This is a genomic window from Bacillus sp. YKCMOAS1 (genome assembly GCF_030268125.1).
Taxonomy (GTDB): domain Bacteria; phylum Bacillota; class Bacilli; order Bacillales; family Bacillaceae; genus Bacillus; species Bacillus safensis.
The window spans coordinates 939,226-965,657 of record NZ_BSEI01000001.1; the positions used below are offsets into that span (position 1 = coordinate 939,226).

General features: G+C 42.9%; 20 protein-coding genes. 9 read left to right on the forward strand and 11 right to left on the reverse strand.

The genetic code is table 11. The features are described from left to right. Nucleotides 1–7 precede the first annotated feature (7 nt). From QSJ46_RS04785 to QSJ46_RS04815, 7 genes are all read left to right on the forward strand, one after another. Nucleotides 8–7,156 (forward strand): amino acid adenylation domain-containing protein, encoded by a 7,149-nt coding sequence (locus QSJ46_RS04785; RefSeq protein WP_285604364.1) that lies wholly within the window; start codon nt 8–10, stop codon nt 7,154–7,156. A 20-nt stretch (nt 7,157–7,176) separates the two neighbouring features. Further along, nucleotides 7,177–7,404: an MbtH family protein gene (locus QSJ46_RS04790; protein WP_025093680.1), complete on the forward strand. Its 228-nt coding sequence runs from the start codon at nt 7,177–7,179 to the stop codon at nt 7,402–7,404. A gap of 324 nt (nt 7,405–7,728) precedes the next feature. Beyond that, nucleotides 7,729–9,354 carry an AraC family transcriptional regulator gene (locus tag QSJ46_RS04795; RefSeq protein WP_285604365.1) on the forward strand — a complete coding sequence of 542 codons (1,626 nt, stop codon included), beginning with the start codon at nt 7,729–7,731 and terminating at the stop codon, nt 9,352–9,354. A 98-nt stretch (nt 9,355–9,452) separates the two neighbouring features. Beyond that, complete coding sequence (locus QSJ46_RS04800) at nt 9,453–10,418, forward strand: ABC transporter substrate-binding protein (protein WP_212040488.1); 966 nt, start codon at nt 9,453–9,455, stop codon at nt 10,416–10,418. A 98-nt stretch (nt 10,419–10,516) separates the two neighbouring features. Next, complete coding sequence (locus QSJ46_RS04805; protein WP_107164218.1) at nt 10,517–11,251, forward strand: alpha/beta hydrolase; 735 nt, start codon at nt 10,517–10,519, stop codon at nt 11,249–11,251. A gap of 72 nt (nt 11,252–11,323) precedes the next feature. Next, complete coding sequence (locus tag QSJ46_RS04810; RefSeq protein ID WP_064498621.1) at nt 11,324–11,470, forward strand: YycC family protein; 147 nt, start codon at nt 11,324–11,326, stop codon at nt 11,468–11,470. A 22-nt stretch (nt 11,471–11,492) separates the two neighbouring features. Continuing rightward, entirely contained in the window at nt 11,493–12,707 is a 1,215-nt protein-coding gene (locus QSJ46_RS04815; RefSeq protein WP_039182887.1) for a CynX/NimT family MFS transporter, read from the forward strand. Between the two features lie 39 nt (nt 12,708–12,746). On the opposite strand, the gene rplI is transcribed toward QSJ46_RS04815, so the two are convergent. From rplI to QSJ46_RS04830, 3 genes are read right to left on the reverse strand one after another with little or no spacing between them, the layout of a single operon-like run. Then, on the reverse strand, nt 12,747–13,196 hold the full coding sequence (gene rplI, locus QSJ46_RS04820; RefSeq protein WP_008359128.1) for a 50S ribosomal protein L9: 450 nt from the start codon (nt 13,194–13,196) through the stop codon (nt 12,747–12,749). After that, a complete protein-coding gene (locus tag QSJ46_RS04825; RefSeq protein WP_024427639.1) occupies nt 13,193–15,172 on the reverse strand; it encodes a DHH family phosphoesterase in 1,980 nt (659 codons plus the stop codon). The genes rplI and QSJ46_RS04825 overlap by 4 nt, the downstream gene beginning before the upstream one ends. A 30-nt stretch (nt 15,173–15,202) precedes the next feature. After that, entirely contained in the window at nt 15,203–16,141 is a 939-nt protein-coding gene (locus tag QSJ46_RS04830; protein WP_142398061.1) for a YybS family protein, read from the reverse strand. Nucleotides 16,142–16,444: 303 nt separating this feature from the next. Between QSJ46_RS04830 and QSJ46_RS04835 the strand changes: the two genes are divergently transcribed. After that, nucleotides 16,445–17,371 carry a manganese-dependent inorganic pyrophosphatase gene (locus tag QSJ46_RS04835; protein WP_285604366.1) on the forward strand — a complete coding sequence of 309 codons (927 nt, stop codon included), beginning with the start codon at nt 16,445–16,447 and terminating at the stop codon, nt 17,369–17,371. A gap of 54 nt (nt 17,372–17,425) precedes the next feature. Here QSJ46_RS04835 and rsiV read toward each other — a convergent pair whose 3' ends face one another. From rsiV to QSJ46_RS04850, 3 genes are all read right to left on the reverse strand, one after another. After that, nucleotides 17,426–18,283 (reverse strand): anti-sigma-V factor RsiV, encoded by an 858-nt coding sequence (gene rsiV, locus QSJ46_RS04840; RefSeq protein ID WP_285604367.1) that lies wholly within the window; start codon nt 18,281–18,283, stop codon nt 17,426–17,428. Beyond that, a complete protein-coding gene (locus QSJ46_RS04845) occupies nt 18,284–18,778 on the reverse strand; it encodes an RNA polymerase sigma factor SigV (RefSeq protein ID WP_039182900.1) in 495 nt (164 codons plus the stop codon). A gap of 149 nt (nt 18,779–18,927) precedes the next feature. Continuing rightward, nucleotides 18,928–19,587 carry an aspartate/glutamate racemase family protein gene (locus tag QSJ46_RS04850; RefSeq protein WP_212040491.1) on the reverse strand — a complete coding sequence of 220 codons (660 nt, stop codon included), beginning with the start codon at nt 19,585–19,587 and terminating at the stop codon, nt 18,928–18,930. An 84-nt stretch (nt 19,588–19,671) separates the two neighbouring features. On the opposite strand from QSJ46_RS04850, the gene katX reads away from it, so the two are divergent. Then, the gene (gene katX / locus QSJ46_RS04855; protein ID WP_483298727.1) at nt 19,672–21,282 is read left to right on the forward strand and encodes a catalase KatX; all 1,611 of its coding nucleotides are present in this window, start codon (nt 19,672–19,674) and stop codon (nt 21,280–21,282) included. A gap of 49 nt (nt 21,283–21,331) precedes the next feature. On the opposite strand, the gene wrbA is transcribed toward katX, so the two are convergent. From wrbA to QSJ46_RS04880, 5 genes are all read right to left on the reverse strand, one after another. Beyond that, nucleotides 21,332–21,946, reverse strand: coding sequence for an NAD(P)H:quinone oxidoreductase (gene wrbA / locus QSJ46_RS04860; RefSeq protein WP_034283654.1), 615 nt, complete (start codon nt 21,944–21,946; stop codon nt 21,332–21,334). Nucleotides 21,947–22,018: 72 nt separating this feature from the next. Next, nucleotides 22,019–22,627 carry an alpha/beta hydrolase gene (locus tag QSJ46_RS04865; RefSeq protein WP_039182909.1) on the reverse strand — a complete coding sequence of 203 codons (609 nt, stop codon included), beginning with the start codon at nt 22,625–22,627 and terminating at the stop codon, nt 22,019–22,021. Next, the gene (locus tag QSJ46_RS04870) at nt 22,624–23,595 is read right to left on the reverse strand and encodes a ring-cleaving dioxygenase (protein ID WP_285604369.1); all 972 of its coding nucleotides are present in this window, start codon (nt 23,593–23,595) and stop codon (nt 22,624–22,626) included. Before QSJ46_RS04870 ends, QSJ46_RS04865 begins: the two co-directional genes overlap by 4 nt. A 192-nt stretch (nt 23,596–23,787) precedes the next feature. Beyond that, complete coding sequence (opuFB, locus tag QSJ46_RS04875; RefSeq protein WP_285604370.1) at nt 23,788–25,305, reverse strand: osmoprotectant update ABC transporter permease/substrate-binding subunit OpuFB; 1,518 nt, start codon at nt 25,303–25,305, stop codon at nt 23,788–23,790. Then, complete coding sequence (locus tag QSJ46_RS04880) at nt 25,298–26,263, reverse strand: ABC transporter ATP-binding protein (RefSeq protein ID WP_285604371.1); 966 nt, start codon at nt 26,261–26,263, stop codon at nt 25,298–25,300. Before QSJ46_RS04880 ends, opuFB begins: the two co-directional genes overlap by 8 nt. Nucleotides 26,264–26,432 lie beyond the last annotated feature (169 nt).

Consider the following 26,432-nt stretch of genomic DNA (forward strand, 5'->3'; position numbering starts at 1 on the left):
TAGACCCTTGTCGATCCAGTCAGTCGATTCATTTCCACTAACCGGTGCCCAATCAGGCATTTGGTATGCGCAGCAGCTTGATCCATCTAATCCTATTTTCAATACAGCTGAGTATATAGATATTAAAGGTCCTATTGACCCCATACACTTTGAAGCAGCCATTAGAAAAACTGTCTTAGAAGCAGATTCTTTGTATATGCGCTTCGTTGAGGATACTGACGGTCCAAAGCAATGGTTGACATCTAAGAAAGAGATTCCATTTCAATTTATCAATTTACAAAATGAAAAACAGCCGCTTGATGCGGCTAAAGCATGGATGAAGGCAGATCTTTCAACGCCAGTCTCTTTAGAGAAAGATGTATTATTCCGTGAAGTACTTTTTCAACTTGCTGACGATCGATTTATTTGGTATCAGCGCATTCATCACATTGCCATTGATGGATTCGCCTTTTCGCTCATTGCACGTCGTGTTGCTGAGGTCTATTCCGCTCTATCGAAAGGGACACCTGTGCCTCCTCAAACATTTGGAGTCTTACATGACGTAGTTCAAGAGGAGATCACTTATCAACAGTCCAATCGATATGAAGATGATCGAGCGTTTTGGAAAAATCGCTTTGCTGATCAACCTGAAATTGTCAGCCTTGCTGAGCTTGCCCCAAGAACGTCGGATCATTTTATCCGAAAAACAGCTAGCTACGATGCTGCAAAGGTAAGCAAAATGAAAAAAAATGCTCTAGCCTTCGGTGGTACGTGGCATGAAATGATTCTTGCGGCATCCGCACTCTATATGCACCGTATGACTGGTGCACATGATATTGTTTTAGGATTACCTGTGATGATGCGCCTTGGATCGTGCGCCTTACAAACTCCCGGAATGGTCATGAACCTAGTACCGCTTCGTTTAACATGTAAACCAGAAATGACGCTCTCAGCACTTGTTCGCCAAGTATCTGATGAGCTAAAAGCCATTCGTCCTCATCAACGATATCGTCACGAGGACATGCGGAGAGACTTTAAACTTATCGGAAGAAATCAGCGATTATTTGGCCCGCAGATCAATATCATGCCATTTGATTATGATCTCATGTTCGATCAGAGCATGGGTCAAGCACATAATCTTTCAGCAGGACCCGTGGATGATATATCGATCAACATATACGATCGCGCGGATGGGAACGGATTTCAAATCGACTTTGATGCAAACCCTGCCGTTTATAAAGAGCAAGCAGTTGACGCTCATCAGCAGCGTTTTCTTCAATTGCTGGAGGAAATAACCGGACTAGAGCAAGATCAAACGATCAGTCAATTCAACCTTCTTTTGTCTGAAGAGAAAGAGACCATTCTCAAGCACTGGAATGATACAAAACGAGAATTACCAAAGGAATCTTTACGGGAACTGTTTGAAAAACAGGTGAGCAAAACGCCACAAGCAAAAGCACTACAGTTTGAAGGAATCACTTTGACTTACGAAGAGCTAAATCAGCGGGCAAATCAATTAGCTCATTATTTGAAAAAACACGGCATTGGGCCAGAACAATTTGTCGCCATTGCTCTGCCTCGATCCATCGATATGGTCGTAAGTCTATTAGCCGTCGTCAAAACGGGAGCTGCATATCTGCCATTAGACCCTGATTACCCTAACGATCGAGTCGCCTATATGCTAGAAGATGCCAAACCGGCATGCTTGCTCACAGTCAAAGAGACAGCAGACGGTTTGGACCATCCGCACATCGTTCAACTTGACAATTCAACTGTTCATCAGGAGATAGCAGGCAGTCCAAATCTCAATCCGACATGGAGCGAGGGCTCTCCACATCACCCGGCCTACATCCTCTACACATCAGGATCGACAGGCAAACCAAAGGGTGTTGTTGTAACAAAGCGAAATGTAATCAACTTTATATTGTCCATGCAAGATTCATTTTTATTAGATCAAGAAGACCAACTATTAGCCGTAACGACCATTGCCTTTGATATTTCCGGGTTGGAAATGTTCCTACCGCTATTACATGGGGCTGCTATTTTATTGGCAAAAAAAGAAACCATACAAGAACCAGCAAAGCTTTCTGACATGATTCGTTCTCATCATGTCACCATCATGCAGGCAACACCAACGTTGTGGCATGCATTGGCAGATGAATATCCTGACGTGATTACAGGTATGCGAGTTCTTGTTGGAGGAGAAGCACTCCCTGCCTCCCTTTTGCATACCTTGCAATCTCTTCAATGCGACATTACCAATTTGTACGGACCTACAGAAACGACGATCTGGTCTACGATGGAAAATGTCACAGCACATCGAGAGAATAGCGGGCCGGCAATTGGTAAACCCATTTGGAATACGAGCGTTTATATTTTAGATGAAGGACTAAACCCAGTCCCAGCAGGGTCAATCGGTGAACTTTATATTGCTGGTGAAGGAGTATCCAGAGGATATCTTGGACGATATGATTTAACGGCTGAACGTTTTGTCGCTGATCCATTCGGCACAAGCGGCACGAGAATGTATCGTACTGGTGATTTAGCCAGATGGCGTGAAGATGGTTCGATTGATTATATCAGCCGTGCCGATCATCAAATTAAAATCCGCGGCTTCCGTATTGAACTAGGTGAAATCGAAACCGTGATGATGCAGCACCAAGCCATTAAGCATACATCTGTTATCGTTCGTGAGGATCAACCTGGACAACAGCTGCTTTGTGCATATGTTGTGCTGACAGACGGCTCGTCTCTGCACCCTTCAGAGCTCAGGCAGTTTGTGGCTTCATTACTTCCTGATTACATGGTGCCTTCTGCTGTTGTCGTTTTGCCAGAACTTCCACTTACACCAAACGGCAAAATCGATCGCAAAGCATTACCAATACCAAATATGTCTTTAGTTAGTTCTGAGCGGACACCTAGAACACCACAAGAAGACATGTTATGTAGTTTATTTGCAGAAACCCTTGGCCTATCTCAAATTGGCATAGATGATAGTTTCTTTGACTTAGGAGGACATTCCTTACTCGCCGCTCGTCTGCTTAGACGTATACGCAATACACTTGGTGCAGACCTAAGCATGAGTACCATTTTTGAATCGCCTCGGGTTGCTGAGCTTGCGCAGCACATTGACAAAGCGAAGGACATTCGGCCGCCGCTTCAGGTTGAAGACAAGCCAGATGAAATTCCATTATCCTTTGCCCAAAAACGGCTCTGGTTCCTTCATTGCCTTGAAGGGCCAAGTCCAACTTACAATATTCCACTTGTCATTCAACTGACAGGTACACTAGATCAAACAGCTCTAATTGGTGCACTGGCAGATATCACTGAAAAACATGAAACCCTTAGAACCATTTTTCCAGATAAGAACGGCATGCCAAGACAGGTCATTTTACATCCGAAAAGTGTCCAGCCTGAACTCCATGTCACAGCTTCAACCGATCAACAAATTGAGAGTCAGTTAAACGAAGCCATTCGCTATAGCTTTAGAATTGAAGAAGAACCTGCACTGCGAGCAGAGTTATTCACGCTTGATGCAAACCGATCCGTCCTGCTTCTATTGCTGCATCACATCGCTGGTGACGGTTGGTCACTTGCACCATTGACGCGAGACTTAGCTGCTGCTTACGAAGCCCGTATACAAGGAAAATCCATCTCCTTGCCAGCAGAACCTGTTCAATATGCTGACTATGCTATTTGGCAGCAGAAGCTGTTGGGTAGTGAAGAAGAGACGGATAGTCTATTTGCCAAGCAGCTCAGCTATTGGAAAAGTGCCTTACATGACTTGCCTGAAGAACTTGAGCTGCCTTATGACTTCCCGCGTCCACAGGAAGGAAGCTTCAACGGTGCGACGATAGACTTTACGATTGAACCCGCTTTACATCAGAATCTCCTTGAGCTTGCCAAGCAGCATCAAGTGAGTTTGTTCATGGTGCTTCAAGCATCACTTGCAGCATTAATGACACGCCTTGGAGCGGGGACAGATATCCCAATCGGCAGTCCGATTGCTGGACGGAATGACGATGCACTTGACGACATTGTGGGCTTGTTTGTGAACACATTAGTATTACGTACAAATACAGATGGTAATCCAACCTTTAGTGAGCTATTGAAGCGAGTGCGAGACGTTGACTTAGCTGCCTATGAGCATCAGGATCTGCCATTTGAACGGCTAGTCGAAATCCTAAATCCAACCAGATCCAGATCACGAAATCCATTGTTCCAAGTCATGCTTGCCTTCCAAAATACACCGAAGGCAGAAATGAAGCTGACACAGCTTGACTCAGATCTTTACGTGAAACCAGTAGGGTCAGCTAAATTTGATCTGACCATCGAATTGACAGAACAAAGAACTGAAACTGGATCAGCAGCAGGATTAACAGGTTTGTTTGAATTCAGTACAGATGTATTTAAAGAAAGCACCATTCGAGCAATTGCTGACAGAATGAAGCGCTTTTTAACTGAAGTGACTGAGCGCCCACACGTGCCTATTGGTCAAGTGAACATTTTATCAGATAAAGAACGGCAAACATTTCTCCCTGATAAAAAGACATTCGCTCAGTTAGATCAAGCACATAGTCTCCCAGCCTTATTTGAAAAAACGGCGCAGCAATATCCTGATCGAGTGGCTGTAACGTATGGCAATAAGCAGCTTACCTATGGTGAGTTAAACAACAAAGCCAATCGTCTTGCTCATTTATTAATACAAAGGGGCGTTGGACCAGAACAGTTCGTTGCACTTGCCCTGCCTAGATCAATCGACATGCTCGTAAGCTTGTTAGCCGTTCATAAAGCAGGCGCAGCCTATGTTCCGCTTGATCCTGACTATCCAGCAGACAGGCTGGCATACATGATACAAGATGCCAAACCAGTTTGCAGCATCACAACAAAAGCAGATGCAGTGCATCTCCCTGCTGATTGCGATTTGATTTTGTTAGACGAAAAAGAAACGAGCGATCATTTGCTGACTATGCCAAATCATAATCCGGCTGATATAGACAGAATTGAACCGCTATCTTCTCTGCATCCGGCCTATATTATTTATACATCCGGTTCTACAGGGAAACCAAAAGGAGTGGTCATCCCACATCAAAATGTCATCCGTCTTCTGACATCTACTGAACATTGGTTCCATTTTGATGAAGAGGATGTTTGGACAATGTTCCATTCATATGCCTTTGATTTTTCAGTATGGGAAATATGGGGACCACTTTTATATGGCGGCCGTCTTGTCATTGTACCTCATACCATCTCTCGCTCCCCTGAAGAGATGCTGCAGCTTCTAGTCGAGGAAGGGGTAACTGTGCTTAATCAAACACCTTCTGCCTTCTATCAGCTCATGCAGATAGACAAGGAACAACAAACACTAGGCCAAGCATTATCACTCCGCTATGTCATCTTTGGCGGTGAAGCATTAGAGCTTAGCAGATTAGAAGATTGGTACAGCCGTCACTCAGACTGTAAGCCAAAGCTAATTAACATGTACGGCATTACAGAAACCACCGTACACGTTACGTACAATGAACTCAATCGAGACATGATCACAAAGAACTCCAGCAGTTTAATCGGCGAACCGATTCCTGATTTACACGTTTACGTACTTGATGAATACCTGCAGCCTGTTCCCCCTGGGACAACAGGTGAAATGTATGTAGCTGGAGCTGGCCTTGCAAGAGGTTATCTTGGCAGACCTGACCTGACATCAGATCGATTCCCTGCCGATCCATATGGAGCACCTGGCACAAGGATGTATCGTACAGGCGACCTTGCGCGCTGGACAGAAGAAGGGGCTCTTGATTACATTGGCAGAGCTGATCATCAAATTAAAATACGCGGATTCCGTATTGAACTTGGAGAAATCGAAGCCGTTCTGGCACGCCATGATGCAGTTGCACAAGTGGCCGTCATAATGCGAGAGGATCAGCCTGGCGACAAGCGCTTAGTCGCATATATCGTCACAACGGAAGAAGACCATTTCGATACTGAAGCCCTTCGTCATTTTGCAGCAGCCAGTCTTCCTGATTATATGGTGCCCGCAGCATATGTACAGATTGACGCCATGCCGCTTACAGCAAACGGGAAGCTTGATCAAAAATCACTGCCGGCCCCTCAATTGCATATACAGCAAGCGGATGGCCGCGGCCCAAGAAATCCGAAAGAGGAAATCCTATGTCATCTCTTTGAAGAGGTGCTTGATTTGCCTAAAATCAGCATAGACGATCGCTTTTTTGACATTGGCGGGCATTCACTGCTTGCAGTTCGTTTAATCAGCCGCATTCGTGATGCACTTGGTGTCAAACTAAGTATCGGAACATTGTTTGAAGCACCAAATGTGGCAAGTTTGGCAGAGAAACTAGAAACAGGAAGCGATGAAAACGCACTAGACATCTTGCTGCCGCTGCGAACAAATGGAGAAAGGTATCCTCTCTTCTGTGTTCACCCAGCAGGTGGTCTTAGCTGGTGCTATGCCGGTCTCTTGAATACATTAGAGAAAGACATCCCTATTTATGGATTACAGGCACGAGGAATCGCAAGAAAAGATGCCTACCCGCACACACTAGATGATATGGCTGCGGATTACATCAAGCACATCCAAACAATTCAGCCAAAAGGTCCTTATCATCTTCTTGGCTGGTCATTAGGTGGAAACGTTGTACAAGCAATGGCTACACAGCTCCAGCAGCAAGGTGAAGAAATCGCACTCGTTGCGATGCTGGATGCCTATCCAAACCATTTCTTACCGATTAAAGAAGCACCTGATGAAGAAGAAGCACTAATCGCTCTTCTTGCGCTCGGCGGTTATGATCCAGATACCTTAACAGGTGAACCGCTCACGATGAAAAGTGCCGTCGACATTTTGAAAAAAGATGGCAGTGCACTAGCAAGCTTAAGTGAAGATGCCATTAGAAATCTAAAAGAAACCTATGTGAATTCAGTTCGATTGCTCGGAGAATATCAGCCAAAAACTTATCAGGGAGACATATTATTCTTTAGATCTACCATTATCCCAGATTGGTTTACACCAATTGATCCCGAAGCATGGGCACCTTATATCAACGGAACAATCGAACAACACGACATTCATTGCCGGCACAAAGACATGTGCCAGCCTAAACCCCTAGCAGAAATTGGTGTCATCTTAGACAACGCACTGCATCGGGTCAAACAAAAGCACTAAGAATAAAGGAGAGATGACAAATGACAAATCCCTTTGATCGTGAAGACGGTGTATTTCTTGTGCTTGTCAATGAACAAGGACAGCATTCACTTTGGCCATCATTTGCACCAGTACCAGATGGATGGGAAAAAGTCTTTGGTGAAGACACTAGAAATGCCTGCATCGATTATATCCAGACACACTGGCAGGACTTGCGGCCATTAAGCTTAACAAAAGAACCTGCACTAGCACATGGAAAAACGGAATAAATCATCGCACCCCTGATCTCACTCAGGGTGCGATGATTTTTGACAAAGGGCTAAAATGATCTTGATTTTAGCCCTTTGTCTTCTTTTCAGCGTGATAGAAAACCTTTGCAGTCTAGGAAGGGCGAGCACCGGAACGGAGCGAATTTGACATTCGTGAGTACCGACGCTCAGACCTGCGGGCGAATGCGAGGGTTTGTCTACACGCTGCGCACCCTGATCTCACTCAGGGTGCTTTTTTGACAGATAAACATCACCATCTTTCAGCTCTTTCTGCTACAATTTAATTGAGAATGTTTATCAATCAATAAGAGATCAGGTGGTTTTATGGGAAACAACAATCAATTACGTACATTGGCAAATGCCGAACAATTCATCTATCGATTAACATATACTGAAAAAATAAATAATGCAGAGCTTCCACATACAGAGCAGCAGCTATCAGATACATTCTGCCTCCTCTTCAGCATAAGCGGCAGCGGTTTACTCACATTGAACGATCAAAAATGGCGATTGAAACATCTGACACTCTATACGATCATGCCTGGGGAAACATTTATGTTGAAAACAGAGCCTTATCAAAAACACGAGCTCTATCTGTTTCGCTTTCAGCTCTACACGCTGCAAGATCAAAACATAGGAGAAGTATCAACGGAACATGCCCGTTCTTTACTGAATAAATGGCAATTTATCGATATTAGTTCGATTGAACAAATTCATTCTTTACTGTCCGATATGACAGAGGAATGGCAAAGACCTGAATCCATTAGCTTTTTTAGAAGCCAAACTCTTTTTCAGCAGCTCATTATGCAGCTTTTCACACTGCATAAAGAAGATATTTGTGACACGGCACATGCCCTTTTCAAAACAAAACAATATATCGATCAACATTCCGAAGAACCCCTCAGCCTGACAAGTCTATCTCATATGGCTGGCATCAGCTCTAATCATTACAGTGAGCTATTTAAAAAGCATTTTGATGTGAGTGTCACTGATTATATCACCAAGAAAAGGATGGCTAGAGCCAAACAATTAATGGCAAAAGGCAGCGCAAAGCTCAAAGACATTGCACTTGAAATCGGCTATCAAGATCCGTATTACTTCAGCCGCATCTTTAAGAAAAAAACGGGCATGACCCCTTCTACTTATATGAAAAGCCGGCAGCGGAAAATTGCAGCCTATGGCCATTCCATACTCGGCCAGCTCACACCCATTCATATCATCCCATATGCTGCCCCTCTTCACCCTAAATGGACAGCACATGATTTTGAGCATTATGCAGAAGAAATTCCGATTCACTTGAGTGCACATCGGATCAACGAGCATGCTGAAGCCAATTTACAGCTATTAAAGGAAACAAAACCTGAGCTGATCATTGCCAATGATCATGTGACAGAGGAAGAAAAACAAGTGTTAAAAACCATCTGTCCTGTTCACTTTGTTCCATTCACACAATTGGATTGGCGCACTCAATTCAGACAGACAGCTATGTTCTTAAACGAAGCGAAGGAAGCAGAAGAATGGCTGATTCATTACGAGGAACTCGTCATTCAAGCGAAAAAGGCATGCCTTTTTGATCATCCACCAAAAACTATCCTGCCTCTTCGTATCTTTCAAGATCAACTCTATTTGTCTGTGAATCGCACCATGTCAGAAGTGATTTTTCAAGACATTGGTCTTCAGCCAGCTTTTCAGAATGACGGCCAGCTAACAGAAAAAAAAATCAGCATTCGCTCTATACAACAGCTAGATCCAGATACCATCTTCCTTTTCCTGCATAAGGAGCCAAAAACCATTGCTTTTTATCAAAAATTAAAGCAGCAGGAGGCTTGGCAAAATCTCAAGGCTGTGACGCAGCAAGCAGTCTATCCACTTACGTCTGACCCTTGGCGTGAATACACAGCAGCCAGTCATCAACGAGTCATTCAGGACCTTTTATCTTTTTTTCCGTAAAAAGTCCATCATATGACAGATCATTGTCTATGGATAAAAGGACGAAAGACTACTACAATCTTTAATTGAGAACAATTATCAGTTAAAGGAGAAAACAAATGAAAAAATGGTTCGCATTGCTTATCCTTTGTATCATGACGATCATCGCAGCAGCCTGTGGTGCTGCAGAAAATAAACCTGCTTCAAACACAACCAAAGGCAAGTCAGCTGAAGCAGCTGAAACAAACATCAAATACTTAGATCAAACGTACAAACTCACAACACCAGTGAAACGAATCGTCATTGCTGGAAGCCTAGAATCAATGGAAGATGCAAAACTACTTGGTATCGAGCCTATTGGTGCTTCTACTGTAGGCGGCACTTTCCCTGAATTATTTAAAGACATCACAGCGAAAACAGAAGGCATTGGGGAAAAAACAGAACCGAACCTTGAAAAAATCCTAAAACTAAAACCAGACGTGATACTCGGATCAACCAAGTTCCCGCCTGCAACAATTAAAAAACTAGATAAAGTCAAAACAACGATCCCAGTATCCCATGTCTCTTCTGACTGGGAAAACAATCTATTATTACTCGGCGAACTGACTGGAAAAAGTAAAGAAGCCAAAACCATCATCTCTGATTATCAGAAAGATCTCAAACAAGCGAAAGAAACTTTGAAAGACAAAAGCAGCAACAAAACAGCTGTCATTTTACGCATTAGACAGGGCGACTTGTACGTATACCCTGAAGACGTATACTTCAACTCTACTTTATATGGGGACTTAGGATTTACAGCACCAAGTGATATCAAAAAAGCCAAAGCACAGGCATTGATTTCATTGGAGCGCCTAGGAGAACTCAATCCTGACTATATTTTTGTTCAGTTCTCTAAAGAGGAAAACTCATCGAATCCGAACGCATTGAAGGACTTAGAGAAAAATAAAATTTGGACAAGCCTAAAAGCTGTGAAAAATGGGCACATCAATGAAAATGCCGTTGACCCTATGCTTCAAGGAGGAACAGCACTAAGCAAGACAACCTTCCTTGATAAGGCCGTGAAATGGTTAGATCAAAACAACTAAAAGAGATGTGACGAATGACAAAGGGCTAAAATGATTTTTATTTTTAGCCCTTTGTCTTCTTTTCAGCGGAGCTTGAAAACTTGGAGGAGAGATGACACATGAACGGAACGTTTCTATATGACGAGTTTAACGGGCGTCAGCTTGATATTTACCTACCACCGGACACCTCTATTCATGTTCCAGCTGTCTTTGTACAAGATGGCTCTTCTTTGTTTAGAACACACCTGCTAGAGATCGAAAGAATGATCGAAACCAAAACCATCTCACCAATCATCATTGTCGGCATACACCCCTTCAATCGACTCGATGAATATACCCCATGGAAGGCATCATCACTGCGTTCTGGGTTCCCTGACTTTAAAGGCGAGGCACAGACGTATGTGTCATTTTTAGCGAATGACTTGCTCCTATATATCAAAAGTGAATATCCAGTTCAAGAGACCTGTCATGAGCATAGCCACGTAGGTGCTTCATTAGGCGGGCTATTTGCTATTTATACTTTATTCATGCACCCTGCACTTTTTAAAAACATCGCATCTCTCTCCGGGTCGTTTTGGTATCAAGATTTTCTACCATTTGCTAAACAACAAAACATTCAGTGTCTGGATCACCTTGTCTATTTGTCGGTAGGCAGTGAAGAAGGGAAAGGCAAAACATCTGTTCAACAGCATATGCCGTTATTCACCAAACAACTGCATGATCTTTTATTACAGAAAGGGATGCAGGAATGGCAGCTGCACTATCACATCGAACAAGGAGAGGGCCATCATCTGAAACAATTTCAAAAAAATTTCTTATCGGCTCTAATGTGGTTTTATAAAAAAGATCGCTAATTTTTTATCAGCATGACACAAAGCCGATATGATATATTGGAACGTATAGATTGAAAGAGGAGGGATTTGCGCATGAGACCTTTACAAATCTCAGCCGATACCGCACAAAAGCTTGCTGCATCACTCAATGTACCGTTAGAACAAATTATGCATATGCCGCAGCATATCTTATTAGCTAAATTAGCGGAGCTTGAACAGAAGAAAGATCGTTCTTCTTAAAGAAATAAAGGAGTTTGCAATCATGGAACAACAACTAGAAAAATCAACATTACATCCTCGCAGTACAGGACAAACCATCCTGCTGATTGCTGGGATTTTGCTCATTGCATTTAATCTGCGGCCTGCCATTACGTCCGTTGGCCCTGTTATCGGCGCGATTCGTTCCGATTTACAGCTTTCAAATGGACTGGCGGGTTTTCTTACGACATTACCACTGCTCTCATTCGCATTGCTTTCTCCAATTGCACCTAAAATCGGAAAACGCCTTGGCAATGAACGAACCCTCTGGCTTGGACTTGCTGTCCTTCTGTTTGGGATTGTGATTCGCTCGTTTGGCACCATCACCTTCTTAATGATTGGAACGGCGCTTGTCGGCGTTGGAATTGCGATTTGTAATGTGCTCTTACCGGGGCTTGTGAAGCATAAATTTCCTGCACATGCAGGTTTGATGACAAGTGTATATACGACTTCAATGTCCGTCTTCGCTGCACTTGCATCAGGTGTCAGTGTTCCGCTCAGTCATACGATGCCTGGCGGCTGGAATACATCATTCCTTGTATGGGCTGGACTTGCCCTTCTCGCCATGATGGTTTGGGCGCCGCAGCTTCTTCATCAGAATACAGCGGCCGTCAAAACCATTTCTCTTACAGAGCAGCCAATATGGCGCTCACGTGTCGCATGGCAAGTGACCTTTTTTATGGGCTTGCAATCATTCCTTTTCTATAGCAGCATCGCTTGGTTTCCTGATATCTTAACATCACATGGAATGAACCTATCAACAGCTGGCTGGATGCTGTCCATTATGCAGTTCGCTGGTCTGCCATCCACCTTCTTAACGCCCGTTCTTGCAGAAAAATTAAAAACGCAAAGACCGCTTGTCGCCGGCCTTGTCCTTGTGTATTTACTCGGCATGATTGGACTTCTTCTCGGAGGATCGACACCTATTCTTGTCATCTCTGTCCTATTGATCGGCATTGGACAAGGTGCTAGTATCAGTCTAGCGCTCACCTTCATTGGATTGCGGACAAGACATATGGAACAAGCAGCTGCCCTCTCTGGAATGGCGCAGTCACTCGGTTATTTATTAGCCGCTGTTGGTCCATTCATGATCGGTATCCTTTTTGATTTCACACATACATGGACACCAGCAATTATCATCTTTATCATCATCCTATTTTTCATGTTTTTATCCGGTATGCGTGCCGGACGCAGCGTCTATATTTCAGATCCTTCATAAAAAAGAACCCGCCTCCTCGTGAGACGGGTTCTTTTCTGCTTATGCCTGCTCTGTCACATGTACCTTTAACGTTGCTTGTACCTCTGGATGAAGCTTTACCGGTACATTTGTGTAACCTAATGCACGGATGGCATCATTCAGCTCGATTTTGCGCTTATCGAGTTTAATTTGATGATCTTTTTGCAATTTATCAGCGATTTGTTTGCTTGTAATGGAGCCAAACAAACGGCCGCCTTCACCTGATTTTGCAGTGAGTTCCACTGTTAACGCCTCAAGTGTTTCTTTTAATTGTTTTGCTTGTTCAAGCTCTTGGATGGCATTCTTTTTCTCTTTGTTTTTCTGCCCTTCCAATGCACTTAGGTTCGTTGGAGTTGCTTCAACAGCTAACCCTTGTTTGATGAGAAAGTTGTGAGCGTATCCGTCAGCTACATTCTTGACTTCGCCTTTTTTCCCTTTGCCTTTTACGTCTTTTAGAAAGATGACTTTCATCTTTGAACCCCTCCTTCGAAATATTCGTCTATGGCAGCCTTTAACTTCCCTACCGCTTCTTCAATGGTTATACCATAAATCTGGGTAGCAGCGTTAGTCAAATGACCGCCGCCGTCTAGTGCTTCCATAATAATTTGAACGTTGATATCCCCTAATGATCTGGCACTAATGCATACCGTATCGTCATCTCGTCTAGCGACAGCAAATGACGCTTCTACCTCACTCATTGACAACAAGGAATCAGCCGTCTGGGCAATCGTAATTTGATCATAATACTCCGACCTGTCAGACGGTAATGAAGCAATAGCCACCTGATTTTGATACAGTTCTGTATGCTGAATGAGTTTTGCCCGTTTGATGTAATGATCGACTGTTTCTTTTAAAAACTTTTGCACAAGGACAGGATCTGCTCCCTTTGCACGAAGGTAAGATGCTGCATCGAACGTTCTTGACCCCGTTCTCAGAGAGAAACTCTTCGTATCCACGATGATCCCAGCAAGAAGCGCAGTCGCCTCAATCATGTTGATCCGCAATTTCTTCGGCTGATACTCTAAGAGCTCTGTCACAAGCTCTGCTGTAGATGAAGCATACGGCTCCATATAAACAAGTAAAGGATCACGGATAAATTCCTCGCCTCGTCTATGATGGTCAATGACCACGACGTTTTCAATCTTATTCAGCAGTCGTTCCTCCATGACGAGAGACGGTTTATGTGTATCCACGACGACAAGCAATGTGTCATCCTTTGCAAGCTCCATTGCTTCCTCTGGCGTGATAAAACGTGACCAAAGCTCTTCATAATTTTTAATTTCACTAATTAAGCGTTGAACACTGTCGCCAATCTGGTTGGCATCAATGACAATATAGCCTTCTTTTCCATTGGCCTGGGCGACCTTTAAAATCCCGATGGAAGCACCGATTGAGTCCATGTCTGGGAACTTATGCCCCATGATCATGACATTACCGCTTTCAGATACAATTTCTTTTAAAGCATGAGAAATGACCCGTGCGCGTACGCGTGTCCGTTTCTCCATTGGGTTCGTTTTTCCACCGTAGAACTTCACTTTTCCATTCGGCTGTTTAATGGCGACCTGATCCCCGCCTCGTCCGAGGGCAAGGTCAAGACTCGACTGCGCTAGTGCCCCAAGCTCTTTCAAAGAAGGAACGGACGCACCAATCCCGATACTCAAAGTAAGCGTCGCACTATGTGCCCCTGTTTTCTCACGGACCTCGTCTAAAATGGAGAATTTCGACGCTTCAAGCTCAGCTAAAATGCTCTCATTTAGGACCGCCATAAATCGTTCAGACGAAATTCTCTTCAGGAAAATTCCGTATTCTTGTGCCCAATTGTTGAGCAGAGACGTCACTTCACTATTAATCGCGCTGCGCACTTGATCATCAAGGCCCTGCGTGACATCGTCGTAGTTGTCTAAAAAGATATAAGATAAAACCGTTCGTTCATTTTCGTACTGTCGTTCAATCTGCACCTGTTCCGTGACATCAAAGAAATATAAAAGGCGCTCTGATCGTTTAATAATGACTTTGAATTTCCGGTCATTCAGCGTTACATTTTCGGTCTCGACCTCTTGTTTAATAAGAGGCACAATGGACTCGAATGTATCGTACAAGGATCTGCCGACAAGTGTGCTTTCATGAAAGCATGAAGCGAGAAATGGATTCGTCCATTCGATATAATACTGGTCATTAAACAGCATAATACCAATTGGCATCTCCATTAATGCTTCTTCTCCAACCTTTTTGACTCGATAGGATAATGTTGAAATATATGAATCAATCTCTTTCTGCACTTGCGTATCTGCCCACTTTAAGAAGTAGAGCACACCTGCAAGGACGAAAAGACCAACCGCTCCTATGATCCAATTAAAATAAAGGTTGAGGAGGACTGTGACCACCGCAAGAACAATTAACGCGAAGATCGGATACTTGATGACAGGTTTTCTATAGAAGCTTGGCACTGATATCAACTCCTCAACATTCAGAGTGAATTATTTGTTTTTTACTTTTTCTCTTAAATCAAAGCCTATGTCAGCAATCCCTATAATTCGCACAATCACACCGATCGGCGGAAAGAAAACCGTTAACACGATAGCGAAAATGGGTACCGCTTTTGAGATGTTTTTTTCGTGGCAATAATAGAAGAGAAAAGAAAATCCCTGAATAAGCACCAGTATAAATAAAATTTGAAACGCACTCGTTTGAACGAGCCATAAAAAGCTGCCTTTTTCCGTCTGAATCAGCATCAAAAGCAATGTGAGTAAATAATACCATACCATGCTTTTTGGCAGCCGCATATCCTTAAATTTCTTCAAAACCGGCATGTCTGAAACAAACCGTTTGAGCAAAGGTCGAACGAACCAATGATTCACAAAAGCCATCAAAGTAACAGCGATCAAAAGCGCTACAGGTAAAGCACTTAATGCCATATCCTGCATCTCTTTAAACTGTTTGAGCTGTTTGGCTATGTCCTTTTCAGAAGCCCCGGATTGCTTTAAAACACTCTCTACTATCGGCATCATTTGCTCAATTGATTCCTTGGCAATACTCATGATATCGATCTGAAAAAGCTGAACACTCACAACAAAAGAGATGAGAAAACTGAATAAATAAATCAGCGCACCTGTAATGATGGCATTCCCAGGCTGCCTTCTGCTGTAGAAAGCACCCATGCCTAATCCGACAGCAATCAGAATAGGTGCACTCATGAGTCCAGCCATAGACCCAATTAAAAAGCTGATCACTATGCCAATAGCGCCAGCAGCAATTCCTTTTTTCAAGCCGTGTCTGATTGTATAGAGGATGATCGGAATCGGAGCAGCTAGAAAGAAAATAATGGATAATAGCGGCACATACAAATAAAACAGCATCATGACCGAGAAAATACTCATCATGATTGCGCCCTCTACTAACGCTTTTGTTTGTTTCACACCTTCACCTCTATCCAATCCTTTTGTCTATATCTTGCTCAATGTGTACTTCTATGTATACGTATGATGTCAGCTCCATCATGTCTTGCCCCAACCTTTATTTTACCATAGCGACAAATCTCAAGTAAAATGCAGGCTATTCTGGGAGCGTTTCACGTGGAACACCCATATTGAATCGTACATGCAAGTTTTTCAACAGCATGTTACAATTTTTAAGATAATTCTTAGCTATAAACCCTGAATTCAAGGTCAAAAGCTGTTAGAATAGAAACATCATCAATAAAAGTAAGAAGGAGAATTCACATGGGAAAAACACTCGTATTCGGACACAAAAATCCTGACACAGACACGATTTGCTCTGCTATTGCTTACGCTGTTCTGAAAAACAAAATCGGCGCTCAGGCAGAAGCCGTCAGACTTGGAGAAATTAATGGAGAAACACAATACGCATTAGATTTCTTTAAACAAGAAGCACCTCGTTTCATTGAAACGGCTGCAAATGAAACAAAGCAAGTCATTCTTGTCGATCATAACGAATTCCAGCAAAGTGTAAGCGACATTGATCAAGTACAAGTAACTGAAGTCATTGACCATCACCGTATTGCCAACTTTGAAACAAGTGAACCTCTTTACTATCGTGCTGAGCCTGTAGGCTGTACCGCAACGATCTTAAACAAAATGTATAAAGAAAACCAAGTGACGATTGAAAAAGAAATCGCTGGTTTGCTTTTATCTGCGATCATTTCTGATTCCTTACTATTCAAATCCCCAACATGCACACAGCAAGATATTGATGCTGCGCATGAGCTTGCAAAAATCGCAGGGGTAGATCCAGAAGTTTATGGCCTAGACATGCTGAAAGCCGGCGCTGATCTAAGCCAAAAAACAGTTCAAGAATTAATTACACTTGATGCAAAAGAATTCGCACTAGGCAAAAGCAAAGTGGAAATTGCGCAAGTCAATACAGTAGATATCGCTGAAGTGACAGCAAGACAGGCTGACATTGAAGCGAAAATCAATGAAGTCATTGCAGCAAAAGGTCTTGATCTATTTGTTTTAGTCATCACTGATATTTTAGAAAATGACTCCCTTGCTCTTGCACTCGGTGCAGAAGCAGCAAAAGTAGAAAAAGCATTTAACGTCAAGCTTGAAAACAACACAGCTTTACTAAAAGGTGTTGTATCAAGAAAGAAACAAGTCGTACCTGCATTAACAGACGCACTTTCTTAATAAAACAAGACAAGACTGCTGAATCATTCAGCAGTCTTTTTTGTCTGTCTTCTTTTAATGAATGTACGTATCACTCACGAGAATATCCTTTAACACACTTGTTGGAATCGTGAATTCAACTACGCCCATGTAACCAGGTGCCACATCATATTCATTAAAGGAAATCACCAGTTTGCCTTTTGAATTGATATAGAAATTTTGATCCGGCTTAATTTTCTTAAATGGATCCGCCATATCTTGCTTGCCAATCCAATACATTTTGTTTGAATCCTCTTTCATCTGATTCTTCATTTGTTCTTTAATATTTTCACTAATCACATCTATATACCGGTTATCTTTAAACAGACTTGGTAATGTAATGAGGACATGATTTTTCTTATCCACCGTATCATATGTCATTTCCTCTGCCGCAGAAGCCTGAGTCGTCACCTTGTATCGACCTAGTGAAAGAATTTGATCATTGTTCGTTCTCACATCATATCCGCTCTCTACACTCAAATGACCATTTTTATAACCCTTTGTTTCCTTTTCAAAATCTTGATACAGCTTTTTGTTTTCAGCTAAATATTTTTGATTCAGGCTGTCTTGTAATGTTCCGTCCCCAAGTCCTGAAACGTGTGGTGTTTTAAGATCAATATTCGTTCCTTGATCGCTCTTTTTAAATTCTGTAAACGTCACGACTTTCACCAGATCGCCAATGATAGGTACTTCTGAAATCGCTCTTGCTGCCTGTGGACTGACATTAACAGTTGTGACAAAAAGAGCAGCCGCTGCAACAAGTCCGATGGTCCATTGCTGAAAATGAGGTTTTTTGTTTTTTCTTTTTAACGTTCGTTCAATCATCGCATCATATTCCGGTGGTATAGGGATTTCTAAATATTCATCTTTTAAATGTTCCAAATACTTATCCATTTATATTTCCTCCTGTGATAATTCTACTTTTAAAAGCCGCAGCGCCTTATATAATCTTGTTTTAATGGTGTTTTCATTTTCATCGAGAATCTGGGCGATGTCCTCTAATTTTAGATCTTCAAAGAATCTCAAAATAATGATGACTCGATACATCTCAGGCAAATCTTCTATAGCCCGTTTGACGTCTTGATCCTCGTATACATCTGATTCGCCCTGTGATAAGAATTCAAGCGTATCATCATCTGTCACCTGCACCCGCTTCTTCTTTCGTAAAAAGTCTAGGGCAGCGTTCACCACGATTTTATAAAACCAACTATGCATCTTGCTCGTATCCTCTAATCGATGAACAGATTTGAGTGCTTTATGAATAGCCTCCTGAACAACATCCATAGCATCTTCCGGGTTTTTGACATAACTATAGGACAACCGATAAAAACTGTGTTTATGCTCCATGACGTAATCCGCAAATTGATCGTCTATTTTTCGTTTCTTCATTTTACAAAGAGCTCCTTTATCTTAAATGCGCATCTGTTATTTCTTACATTGGATAGACGCGCGCCTTTTAAAAATAGTTTGCGCTCGGTTATTTTTTTAACATGTCATCGCATTTGCATTCCTATACAAAAAGAGCGAACCTGATGGGTTCACTCTTTCCAGACGGATAGTGTTTGATGGACAAACTGTTTTAGTGGAGAAAGCGGATGAATGATAGGAACGCCTGTCTCCCGCTCCATCTGCTGTGCCGCATGAACCATCGAAAGCTGCATCACACAAATATCTCTGCCTTTTTGCTTCATACATTTTCTCAGCTGCTCCATGATTTGTTCATCATAGGCTTGCATATCACCGTTTAGGCAAAGATGAAAGACATCCTCCATCACAACCATTTCTACTTCAATCTGTTTGCCCCGCTCTGTTGCATATGATTCAAGCCGCTGCATCGTTCCCTCCACTGTATCTGGGTTGGAAAACACCAGCTGAAGAGGCCCTTTTTTCTCACAAATCAGCTCAAATAGCGGTTCATCAATCGGAACAATCGGTTGTTTAAAGAGGTGCTGCTGATCACCTAGAGCAGCAATGTATTGTGTACACGTGAGCAGAATAAGATCGGCTTCACTTTCTTGCTTTAATCTGTTGATAGCATACGTTTGCTGCTTGTGTTGATCAAACGAGGGATCTTGAGTGGCGCGTTCTATAAATGATGAATCGACTGTGTGATGCAAATCAACATCTGTATCATCAAAAACATCTTCTATATATGACTGATTGGACGGATGGGCGTGAAGGCAGTGTAATCGAATCATCAGGCTCTCTCCTCGTGAAAGTTTTCAATCATTATATCAATCCTTGTATGAAATAGGGAGCAGCATGACCATATTGTTAGGGAGATATTGAAGGAGGGATTTGAATTGAAAGAAGATCAACAGCCTAAACCATCTTCAGAGTCAGAAGAAACCTTAACGAATCGGCAAGGTCATCCCGTCACAGACAATCAAAATATGAGAACTGTTGGGAATAGAGGACCCACTACGCTTGAAAACTACGATTTCCTAGAGAAAATCAGTCATTTTGATCGTGAACGCATCCCTGAACGTGTTGTGCATGCACGCGGTGCCGGAGCTCACGGTTATTTTGAAGCCTATGGCACATTCGGCGATGAACCGATCTCCACCTATACGAGAGCGAAATTGTTTCAGGAGAAAGGGAAAAAGACGCCTGTTTTCGTTCGTTTTTCTTCTGTGATTCACGGCGGTCATTCACCTGAAACATTACGCGATCCAAGAGGGTTTGCGATTAAATTTTATACAGAGGAAGGCAACTGGGATCTCGTGGGGAACAACCTGAAAATTTTCTTTATCCGAGATGCTTTAAAATTTCCTGATTTGGTTCATGCCTTTAAGCCAGACCCCGTCACCAATCGTCAGGACGGCGAGCGTATCTTTGATTTTGTCTCACAATCACCTGAAGCGACGCATATGGTGACATTTCTCTTTTCACCGTGGGGCATCCCAGCAACATACCGGCATATGCAAGGCTCAGGTGTCCATGCGTACAAATGGGTGAATCATGAAGGAAAAGCGGTGCTGGTTAAATATCATTTTGAACCGAAACAAGGCATTCGCAATCTGACCCAAGAACAGGCGCAATCGATTCAGGGAGAAAATTTTAACCATGCCACACAGGATTTATATGAAGCCATTAAGCAAGGAGATTATCCTGAATGGGAGGTATATGCACAGATCATGGAAGATGATGCCCACCCTCACCTCGACTTTGATCCGCTTGATCCGACAAAGCTTTGGTACAAGGATGACTATCCATGGAAACCTATCGGACGGATGGTATTAAACAAAAATCCTGAAAACTATTTCGCAGAAGTCGAGCAGGTTGCCTTTGGGACTGGTGTACTCGTAGATGGTTTGGATTTCTCAGATGATAAATTGCTTCAAGGCCGTACCTTCTCCTACTCTGACACGCAGCGATATCGTGTAGGACCAAACTATTTACAACTGCCGATCAATGCACCGAAAAAGCATGTCGCCACCAATCAGAGAGACGGCCAAATGGAATACCATGTCGATCAAGGCAAAGGGCAAAATCCCCATGTGAATTATGAACCATCGATCCTCGGGGGATTAAAAGAAGCCAAACAGGATGGAAAGGATCATACCCCTTTTGTAGAGGGTGAAGTCAAACGAGAAGCCATTGACCGCCCAAACAACTTCGGACAAGCGGGAGAAACGTATCGCCGTTTTAATGATTGGGAGCGAGAGGAACTGATTAAGAACTTAGTCAACACCCTTGCGACATGTCAAAAGGACATTCAAGACCAAATGATCGAAAACTTTACAAAAGCAGACCCTGATTATGGAAAGCGTGTCGCTGACGGTTTAAAAGCCTTTAAACAAGAGCAGCCAAGCGGACCTATCGGCTCTACAGGCGCTGCTCAAGCCGTGGACGAAGCCATCAACAACAGCACACCATCAGACCCTTATTAATGAAAAAAAGAATGCAGCGGCGAGGCTGCATTCTTTTTGTATACATCTATTAAGCGTTTTGACCTTTTTTGATCCATTCTGCCACATTCACTGTACGTTTTGCCTGATGTTTCACAGCTGCTTCTGCATCCTCTTGGATTTTTCCATTTTGGTCAACAGTCACACTCACACCGTAAGGGTTGCCCCCTGCACCGTATAAGGAATCATCTGTGTATCCAGGAGCGGCAATAATTGCTCCCCAGTGGAACATTGTCGTATAAAGGCTGAGAACCGTCTGCTCCTGTCCGCCATTTGCATTTTGAGCTGAAGTCATCGCACTGACTGCTTTGTTTGCCAATTTACCTTGGAACCACAAGCCGCCTGTCGTATCTAAGAACTGCTTCATTTGAGCTGGCAGGTTACCGAAACGTGTCGGCATGCTAAAGATGATGGCATCTGCCCACTCTAAATCACTTAATTGAACCTCTGGCACATCCTTTGTTTCGTCTAAATGTGCTTTCCATGCTGGATTTGAAGCTACAACTGCTTCTGGTGCCAATTCAGCAACCTTTAATACTTTAACTTCTGCGCCAGCTTCTTTTGCTCCAGCTTCAGCCCATTTCGCCATCTGATAGTTTGTACCTGTTGAACTATAATAAATAATCGCTAATTTTACGTTTTCCATTTGATCCATCTCCTTTTGTTTGTTTTGCCCAAAAAGCTTCTGTAAAAATCCCACCTGTATACCCCACCTTATTTAAAATTGACGACGATACCATAAAGCTGCAGCATCGACTTCTTCTCTCGTTAGCTGATGTCCGCGATTTTCCCAATGAAGTGTAACCGATGCGCCTGCACCCTGCAGCAATTGCTCCAGCTCCTGCGATTCCTCTGGACGGCACATTGGGTCATTTTCACCAGCTGCTATAAAGACTTGTTTCCCCGCTAATGAAGGTAATGAAACCCCGCGTCTTGGAACCATTGGATGATGCAGGATAGCTCCTTTTAAAGCATCCCCATAATGGAATAACAAGCTTCCAGCAATGTTTGCCCCATTGGAATATCCGATAGCCACCACATTGTGACGATCAAACCCATATTCATCGGCTGCTTCTCCGATAAATGTATATAGTTCCTCTGTACGCGCAATCAAATCCTGCTCATCAAATACGCCCTCTGCCAAACGTCTGAAAAACCGTGGCATGCCGTTTTCTAATACATTCCCTCTCACACTAAGAACAGATGCGTCAGGATCTACTATCTGTGCAAGCGGCAATAAATCTTCTTCCGTCCCACCAGTTCCATGCAGTAATAATAGGACAGGTCTTTGTTCATTCTTTCCTTTTCGAAAAAGATGCTTCATCATGAATCTCCTTTCCCTTTAACTTCTCTCACTTCAATTGGCAGTACAATTTGTTCAATCTGACTGCGCTGCGCCTCATATTGCGGTGGCAATTTCAATGCCTCACCCATTGTTTCCACTGATTCGTCATGTGCAAACCCTGGAGGATCAGTGGCAATCTCAAATAATATGCCCCCAAGTTCTCTAAAATAAATGGCATTGAAGTAATTTCGGTCTTGCACAGGTGTCACTTGATACCCGCTTTGTGCAATATGTCTTTGCCAATCTAATTGGTCCTGATCATCTGTTGCTCTCCATGCAATATGGTGCACAACTCCAACACCCATACGTCCTCGTGGAACAGGTGTGATGTTCACATCAATGACATTGCCTATTTCGCCAAACGAACGGAATCTCACATAGTCTCCTTCTGCTCCGACTCTTTCAAGTCCCATCGTTTGCTCTAGCAGCTGCATTGTTTGTTCCGGCTGCGAAGTTAATAAAACAGCTCCGCCAAATCCTTTAATCGCTACATCTGGTGTGACACCGTTAAATGTCCACTCGTTTTGCTTTCCTTCCGCACGCTCTACTAGCTCAATCAATAAGCCATGTGGATCTTCAAATGAGAGAAAAGCTTCACCAAAACGTTCAACCATTTCATAAGAAACATTAAACTGCTCAAGACGATCCTTCCAGAAAGAGAAAGCGCCTATCGGTACGACATATGTCGTCACGCCCACTTGCCCTGCACCAATTTGACCTTTTTGTGCTCCCGGCCAAGGGAAAAATGTAATAATGGTCCCTGGAGATCCGCCTTCATTTCCGAAATATAAATGGTATGTGCCTGGATCATCAAAATTCACGGTCTTCTTCACGAGACGAAGCCCTAAAACACCTGCATAAAAATCAACGTTCTCCTGAGGGTGACCTACAATAGCTGTAATATGATGAATTCCTTCTGTTTTTTTCACTTCTAATGACCTCCTAATCATGAAGTAATAAACCTCTATTCATTATGTCTTTACTGACGTCTTTATATTATCTCGAATTCGAGATATTAGATCAAAAAAATATATTTATCTCGAATTAAGGATATTATGTTTTTAAGTAAATGTCAATGATTTTTGTTTTTTCTTTTAAAAAAGCAGAGCTGCTTTGCCATAAACAGCCCTGTTTTTCCTTGATTATTTCAGCAATTTTTTCTTTTTTAAATAGGCTTTCGCTACCTGAAATGCATCCTTCCCCTTCACATTGACTTCATAATTCATTTCTCTCATCTCATCGTCTGTGATTTGATCCGCAAGCTTATTGAGAGAGGTCTCAATCTCAGGGAATTCATTTAATGTCTCCTGCCTGAGCAGCGGTGCTCCTTGATATGGCGGGAAAACATGCTGATCATCATCAAGCACCTTTAATTTGTATTGTCTCAATTCACTATCTGTCGAATACGCATCGACTAAATTGATATCCCCTTTTTGAATCGCTCGATACCGAAGCTTTGGCTCCATCGTCACGACATCATCAAAAGAAAATTGATAGGCTTTTTGAATGCCTCGATACCCATCCTGACGATCAGAAAACTCTAAGGTGAATCCAGCTTTTATACGGTTTTTGATCTTACCTAGATCTGAAATGTTAGACACCTCATATTGATCAGCCAGTGACTGCGGCACGGCTAAAGCATACGTATTGTTGTATGCCATGGGCTCAAGAAGGCGGAGCTGAAAGGATGATTCCAATCCGCGCCGAGCTTGCTCATACACTTTTCTTTTATCTGTGCTTTTTGCTGTTTCCTTGAGGAATTCAGAAATCGCTGTACCCGTAAACTCAGGATAAATGTCAATATCACCAGAGCGTAAAGCCTGGAAAACAAAGGACGTCTTACCAAGACCGGGCTTCAGGTTCACTTGAATATCTGTATCCTGTTCAATTAAAAGCTTATACATCGAGATCAAAATCTCAGGCTCTGAACCTAACTTCCCGCCAATGGTGATTTCTTTCTTTTCTTGCTGAAACAGCAATGGGACAGCGACAACTGCTCCTGCAATCAGAGCAAAAACAGTCACAGAGATCACCGTCTTTTTAAAGGAAATTTTCTCAAAGGTTCGCAGCACCACATCAAATAAGAGTGCGAGTAAGGCAGCTGGTATCGCGCCAATGACAATGAGCGACATATCATTTCGATCAATTCCCAGCAGGATTAAGCTTCCTAATCCCCCAGCCCCGATCAGTGCGGCCAGAGTGGCCGTTCCCACAATGAGAACCATCCCGGTTCGGATACCCGCCATGATCACTGGCATCGCAAGAGGTAGCTCCACCTTTAATAACCGTTTGCGATGATTCATCCCCATAGCAAGCGCCGCTTCTCTCAGGGAAGGATCAACCTCCTGAATGCCTGTATATGTATTTCTTAAAATAGGGAGTAAGGCATAGACCACAAGCGCAATAATGGCAGGCACTTGCCCAATCCCCACGAGAGGAATCAGCAAGCCAAGCAGTGCAAGCGACGGAATTGTTTGCAAGACAGCCGTCACCCCGATGACCCACTCCGCTAGCTTTGGAACCCTTGTTAAATAAATACCTAATGGAATGGCAATCAAAATCGCTAAAAATAAAGCAATAAAAGAAATTTGAATATGCTCAAGTAAGGCGTGTCCCAATTGTTCTTTTCGTTCCCATAACACACGGGTCCAATCATTCATGTGAATCGCCCCTCTCTCTAGGAGAATCAGCTAAAAACTGAATCACTGCTTGACGGTTCACTAGACCTATCCGATCTCCATTCTTTTCTACAGCAAATTCCTCGTGCCTTGCCAATTGAGATAAGACTTCATCCAGTGTGGCATGTGCTGAGACCGCCTCATAGGATAAAAGAGCTTCGTGAGCCATCGGTTGCGCCAAGGTTTCCAGCTCAAATGCTTGATGTCCTACATGATGGGCAGCCCCTGAGACAAACTCTTGTACAAAGGTATTGGCTGGTTGCTGAACCAATTCCTCAGGACGTCCGATCTGTACTACTTTTCCTTCATTCATCACACAAATTCGATCACCCATCTTCATAGCTTCCTGCATATCATGCGTCACAAAAACAATGGTTTTTTGAATACGGCGCTGCAAATCGAGCAGATCATCCTGCAATTTCTCCCTCGTTAGTGGATCTAACGCACTAAAAGGTTCATCCATCAGGACAATCTCAGGATCAGCTGCAAGTGCACGTGCCACACCGACACGCTGCTGCTGCCCACCAGAAAGCTCTGCTGGCTTTCGATGTCGATACATAGCTGGCTCAAGCCCGACCATCAACATGAGTTCATCGACACGCTGATTGGTCTCATTCCGGCTCCATTGTTTAAGCTCTGGCACCACAGCAATATTTTCTTCTATGGTCATATGAGGAAAAAGCGCAATTTGCTGTAGAACATAACCGATATCCCAGCGCAGCTCATACATATCATATTCACTTATTTTTTGACCTTTTATGTAAATCTCACCTTCTGTTGAAGAAATGAGACGATTGATCATTTTCAATGTCGTCGTTTTCCCGCTGCCACTAGGTCCAATCAATACAAAAAACTCACCTTGCTGAATCTTCAAATCAACAGATTGAACGGCATAGCGCTCATCAGAAAATTGCATCGATACCTTTTTAAATTCAATCATCTTCCCACGCCCTGACTGCAATTATTTTCTAGACTACCAATATGACAGATCAACCTCATATTTGTATAGAATAAACTGTCACTTTTACATACTTCCCCTCGGTTGACTGCCAAAAACAGTTCTAGCAAAAATAGATGAGATTCTTAGTGAGACAAATAAAAAAAGCGAA

Excerpts from the sequence above, each read along its gene's own strand:
- opuFB (WP_285604370.1), bottom strand. The coding sequence starts at position 25,305 with ATGAATGATTGGACCCGTGTGTTATGGGAACGAAAAGAACAATTGGGA.
- rsiV (WP_285604367.1), bottom strand. The coding sequence starts at position 18,283 with ATGGATAAGTATTTGGAACATTTAAAAGATGAATATTTAGAAATCCCT.
- QSJ46_RS04850 (WP_212040491.1), bottom strand. The coding sequence starts at position 19,587 with ATGATTCGATTACACTGCCTTCACGCCCATCCGTCCAATCAGTCATAT.
- QSJ46_RS04845 (WP_039182900.1), bottom strand. The coding sequence starts at position 18,778 with ATGAAGAAACGAAAAATAGACGATCAATTTGCGGATTACGTCATGGAG.
- QSJ46_RS04790 (WP_025093680.1), top strand. The coding sequence starts at position 7,177 with ATGACAAATCCCTTTGATCGTGAAGACGGTGTATTTCTTGTGCTTGTC.
- QSJ46_RS04880 (WP_285604371.1), bottom strand. The coding sequence starts at position 26,263 with ATGATTGAATTTAAAAAGGTATCGATGCAATTTTCTGATGAGCGCTAT.
- wrbA (WP_034283654.1), bottom strand. The coding sequence starts at position 21,946 with ATGGAAAACGTAAAATTAGCGATTATTTATTATAGTTCAACAGGTACA.
- rplI (WP_008359128.1), bottom strand. The coding sequence starts at position 13,196 with ATGAAAGTCATCTTTCTAAAAGACGTAAAAGGCAAAGGGAAAAAAGGC.
- QSJ46_RS04795 (WP_285604365.1), top strand. The coding sequence starts at position 7,729 with ATGGGAAACAACAATCAATTACGTACATTGGCAAATGCCGAACAATTC.
- QSJ46_RS04810 (WP_064498621.1), top strand. The coding sequence starts at position 11,324 with ATGAGACCTTTACAAATCTCAGCCGATACCGCACAAAAGCTTGCTGCA.
- QSJ46_RS04805 (WP_107164218.1), top strand. The coding sequence starts at position 10,517 with ATGAACGGAACGTTTCTATATGACGAGTTTAACGGGCGTCAGCTTGAT.
- QSJ46_RS04835 (WP_285604366.1), top strand. The coding sequence starts at position 16,445 with ATGGGAAAAACACTCGTATTCGGACACAAAAATCCTGACACAGACACG.
- QSJ46_RS04870 (WP_285604369.1), bottom strand. The coding sequence starts at position 23,595 with ATGATTAGGAGGTCATTAGAAGTGAAAAAAACAGAAGGAATTCATCAT.
- QSJ46_RS04800 (WP_212040488.1), top strand. The coding sequence starts at position 9,453 with ATGAAAAAATGGTTCGCATTGCTTATCCTTTGTATCATGACGATCATC.
- QSJ46_RS04865 (WP_039182909.1), bottom strand. The coding sequence starts at position 22,627 with ATGATGAAGCATCTTTTTCGAAAAGGAAAGAATGAACAAAGACCTGTC.
- QSJ46_RS04815 (WP_039182887.1), top strand. The coding sequence starts at position 11,493 with ATGGAACAACAACTAGAAAAATCAACATTACATCCTCGCAGTACAGGA.